The organism is Limnohabitans sp. (genome assembly GCF_044373035.1).
Classification (GTDB): domain Bacteria; phylum Pseudomonadota; class Gammaproteobacteria; order Burkholderiales; family Burkholderiaceae_C; genus Limnohabitans_A.
The window spans coordinates 1-4,677 of record NZ_JBILQU010000153.1 but is presented as its reverse complement, the minus strand read 5'-3'; the positions used below and the strand labels follow the sequence as shown (position 1 = coordinate 4,677).

Here is a 4,677-nt window from a genome sequence, read left to right as displayed (position 1 = left end):
TAAGTTCTGGTAAGTCGCTAGGGCCGCATCAATATCTTCAGCCTTGGGTTGTGCGAGCTGTGCGCCTGGCCTCGTGCATGAAAGGCCTGCGGCCACAAGACCACGCACCAGCGCCTCTTCAAAGGTCTGCTGACGGGCCAAGGCAGCGGCAAATACCCCCGAAAAGGTGTCCCCAGCACCCGTGGTATCGACCACCTGGACATGCATAGCCGGCAGCATCATGGGCTGCTCACCTGGCCGACACGCGATCAAGCCCTGACCACCCAGAGTGAGCACAACGCTGAATGAAAAGCGCTGTGCCAGTGCCTGTACCAAAACACCAGGGTCATCAGCGCTCATGTCCAAGATTTGAGTGGTCATGGTCAGCTCAGGCTGATTGACGATCAGGACATCCAGTGCCTGCAGCAAATCGACCCCAAGAGGTTTGGCCGGAGCGTTGTTGAGCACCACAGGACAACCACATTGTCGCGCACGCAAAGCCAGGGCGGCATTCTGTGAATAATCGGTCTCCATCTGCAGCAGCAGGACATTTGCCCTGGCCAAAACGTCATGTGGGACAAGGTCTGCACGCGCTGCCAGGTTCACGCCGGATGCCACCACGATCTGGTTTTCACCTTGACCATCCACCACGATGGCGGCGCAACCGGTTTGCCCATTTAGCCGCTGTATGTGCGACAAATCGACCCCTGCTTCAATGAGTGCCTGCAAGGCCATTTCTGCCATCGCGTCGTTGCCGACTGCCCCGACCAAGGTGGTCGTCGAACCATCAAGGCGAGCTGCATGGGCTTGATTGGCCCCTTTGCCACCTGGCGAGATTCGGTAGCCTTTACCCATGACGGTCTCGGCAGCCTGGGGTAAGACCTCGGTATTAAAGGCCATGTCGACGTTAATGGAGCCAAAAACCAACAGCATGATCAGAATAATTGTCGAACCGCTTGCAGCACCGCATCGACAACCCTTGGGCCATCCGCCGTCATTGCAATCTCTGTATTGGGCAAGGCGTTCTGTCCGATGCGCAAATCGCAAACCGTCATGCCACGGGTAAATCGGCCTTGCAGTTCGATATCAACGCGCGCGCTTTGAAAGGTGAACAATTCTGGCCGCAGGAGCCAGGCGGAGGTCACGGGATCATAAAGCGGCATGGGAACTCGGCCATCGGGATGCCGAATACGCTGATAGGCGTCAAGATAACCCGCCAAGACCATGGCTCTCTCACCAGGCCAACGCTGAACCTCCTGGACATGGGCTCGCTCAAGCAGCACTTGACGACAGACATTGAGACCAAACATGCGGCGCTTGAGGCCGGCTTGGTTGAACACCACATCCGCGGCTTCCGGATCCACGTAGATGTTGAATTCTGCTGCCGGTGTATGGTTACCCCGCTCAGTAGAGCCGCCCATCAAGACCAGTTCATGAATCCGCTCAACCAAAGCTGGCTCAGCTTGCAAGGTGCGTGCAATGTTGGTCAGCGGGCCAATGGCCAGCACAGTGACTGGCTCTGGGCTGTTGCGCAACGCATTGCCAAGGGCCGTCACCGCGTCCACCTCTTCAGCGGCCACTTGGAGGCCCGGTAAGGGCATTCCAGTTGTTCGCATGCCTTGAGCGCCCAGCACTCGCTCGGCAGTCTCCAGGGTTGCGTACAAAGGGCGGTCGCAGCCCGCAAACACGGGCACCTTCAAACGGTAGTGATGAAAGATTCGCAGCGTATTGGCCAAGGCGACTGGCAGTGACGCATTGCCGGCGACCACCCCAACGCCTAACCAGCGCAGCCCAGGATGGGAAGCCAACATGAGCATCGTCATCCAGTCGTCAAACCCAGCATCTGTGTCAAGCCAAATTGAACGCACACCCACCTCAATCGCGCAAAGGGGTGACCTTCAAAATCTTGCCCATCTTGATACGGTCCTGCTCAATGAAGCTGCTGAATGCGGTTGGCGTGCCGCCCCCGGGCAAAGCACCCGCACGCGCTAAAGTTTCGCGCACCGCTTCGGTCTTCAGAATTTCATCGACCTCATGGTTGAGCCGCTTGATCGTGGCCGCAGAGGTCTTGGCCGGTGCATAAAGTCCCGCCCAGCTCACCACGCTGAAGTTCTCCATCCCAGGGGTCTCTGCCACTGTCGGTACATCGGGCAACAGTGCCAAGCGCTTGCTGCCAGTCACAGCGAGTGGCTTGAGTGTCTTGGCCTGAATAAAGGGCGTTGCCGAGGCTGCTATCAGCATGCCAAGATCGACTTGCTTGCCAGCCACATCATTGGCGATTTGCCCACCACCCCGGTACGGGATATGCACCATGTGGAAGCCCGCGGCTTGCTTGATCATCTCGGTGCCCAAATGAGGCAGTGTGCCGATGCCGGATGAAGCATAAGAAAACTTGCCGGGGTTGGTCTTGGCCAGCGCCACCAACTCGCTCAGATTTTTGACAGGCATCGAAGGGTTGGTGACCAACACCATGGGTGCAGTATTCACCAGCACCACAGGTTGCAAATCCTTCAGCACATCAAACGTGTAGTAAGGACCACCAGGGGGTGCGTTAGGGTTCAGTGGCGAATCTCCTGCCATGAAGAAGGTATAGCCATCGGGCGCGGATTGGATCGCTCGCTGAAAACCAATGCTGCCACCAGCACCGGTCACGTTCTCCACAAGCACTTGCTGTTGCAGACGTTCCGAAAGACGCTGTGCCACCAAACGTGTGGTGCCATCAAGGCTCCCGCCTGCGCTGAAAGGCACAATGATTTTCAGCGGTTTTGTGGGCCATTCCTGCGCTGTGACAGGTGCCGATGCACTTGCAAACACCAAAACACTCAGCCAGGAAAAAATAACATTCGATCGTTTAAGACGTGACATGGAGATTTTCTAAAGTCAATGAGATAAAAGTTTAAGCGCAGTGCGAAGCTGGTCAAAACGAGCGGTCCACTCGATTCGCCATTGCGCACGCGTGGTCTGATCAATCCAGGCACTGTCCAAGCCATTGTGCATGCATAAGCGCAAAGCATCGAGATCGAAACCGAAGTCACGCACCATCTTCCCCCAAGCTTCGGTGGGGGTGACATGGTGCAAAGTGGGATCATCGGTGTTCGGATGCACCCGCAGCCCCAACTCACGCATGCGGCGAATCGGGTGATCAAGGGCCCAACGCTCGGGTGCCAATGTACGAAGGTAGTACGAATTGGTCGGGACCACTGTGAAAACAAGCCCAGAATCAATCGCCTGTCGAACAAGCGCCGGGTCATCCACAATGGTGTAACCATGGTCAATGCGGTCAACCTGCAACTGCTCCATGGCACAGCGAACGTTGCGTGCGGGTAAACCAAATTCACCCGCATGGGCCGTGGTACCCAGACCTGCCCTTCGTGCCATGGCATAGGCCTCAACAAAATGTTCGGGTGGTCCCAAAGCTTCCTGGTAGTCAATGCCGATACCAGGGACTTCAGGCACGCGGTGCTCAATCACCCACTCCACCATCTGTCGGGCTGCATCGGCGCCGGCTTCCCGGTCAATGGCAGGCACCAAGCACCCGACAATACCGCAGTCATGCTGAGCGTCTTTGATGGCCCGGCGGATGGCAGCCAGCACAGAGGGATAACCCAAGCCATCGATCTTGCTGGTACCCGTTGGATTCCAAAAAAATTCGGAATAACAGACCCCAGATGAAGCGGCATCTTGCAAATACTCGTAGGTCAAGCGATAAAAATCATCCGGGATGGTCAGCAGCCAGCGGTCCAGTGCCCGCAACACACGCAACACGCCCACCGGCTTTTCTCCACGGGTATAAAAGGCCTCAATATCCGCCTCCGACAGTGGCGCTTGAACCTGATGGGACAGGGCCTGCAGCGAGGCTCGCCGAACAAAATCAGTGAATGTCTGGCGTCTGACGGAACCGAGCAGATGGCAATGCAATTCCATCTTTGGGATCCTGTGCAGGAATTCTTCAAGTGCATCAGCATCAGCAACAAGCGTATTCACTGGCAATAACTTTCATGTGGACCACAGTCAATCAATGAAGTCAGTCTATCATTTTGACGGACCGGTCCAATGCATTCAACAGGGCAAAGATGATCTTTCCAACAGTGACGAAGTTGCCAGTACAACCCTGTCTAAGCGGCTGCTGGGAAAGCAAGGTTCTGCACAGATATCCGGCGTCAAAAAAAACCACCCAACACGCTCGTATCAGATGGCTTTTTAACCGACCAGGCACCCAACCAAGTGCACCCGGGCTCACAAGAACCGACGGGCTGGCTTGTCTGATCAGTGGAACTGCTCTTCTTCAGTAGAACCCGTCAGAGCCTTCACCGAAGACGAACCACCCTGGATCACAGTAGTCACGTCGTCAAAGTAGCCTGCGCCGACTTCTTGCTGGTGCGACACGAAGGTGTAACCCTTGTCGCGTGCTGCAAATTCTGGCTCTTGAACCATGTTGACGTAGTGCTTCATGCCTTCGCCGTTCGCATAGGCGTGCGCAAACTGAAAGGTGTTGTACCAGTTGATGTGGATACCCGCCAATGTGATGAACTGGTACTTGTAACCCAGCGCCGACAGGTCTTCTTGAAAAGAAGCGATCTGGCTGTCGTTGAGGTTTTTCTTCCAGTTGAACGATGGCGAGCAGTTGTACGACAGCAGCTTGCCGGGGCAGGCTGCGTGCACGGCTTGCGCGAATTCGCGGGCGAAGCCGATGTCTGG

At 56.1% G+C, this 4,677-nt stretch carries 4 protein-coding genes and 1 pseudogene; all 5 read right to left on the bottom strand.

Annotation, left to right across the window (positions count from 1 at the left end):
* The coding region (locus tag ACIQ47_RS14755; protein ID WP_396438823.1) for a ribokinase at positions 1-912 on the bottom strand (912 nt) is incomplete at its 3' end.
* 2 nt (positions 913-914) lie between these two features.
* Entirely contained in the window at positions 915-1,847 is a 933-nt protein-coding gene (locus ACIQ47_RS14750; RefSeq protein WP_396438822.1) for a nucleoside hydrolase, read from the bottom strand.
* Between the two features lie 7 nt (positions 1,848-1,854).
* Positions 1,855-2,844, bottom strand: coding sequence for a Bug family tripartite tricarboxylate transporter substrate binding protein (locus ACIQ47_RS14745; RefSeq protein ID WP_396438821.1), 990 nt, complete (start codon positions 2,842-2,844; stop codon positions 1,855-1,857).
* A gap of 15 nt (positions 2,845-2,859) precedes the next feature.
* A complete protein-coding gene (locus tag ACIQ47_RS14740) occupies positions 2,860-3,903 on the bottom strand; it encodes an adenosine deaminase (RefSeq protein WP_396438824.1) in 1,044 nt (347 codons plus the stop codon).
* A 342-nt stretch (positions 3,904-4,245) separates the two neighbouring features.
* Positions 4,246-4,677, bottom strand: a pseudogene (locus ACIQ47_RS14735) (isocitrate lyase); the annotation flags it as partial.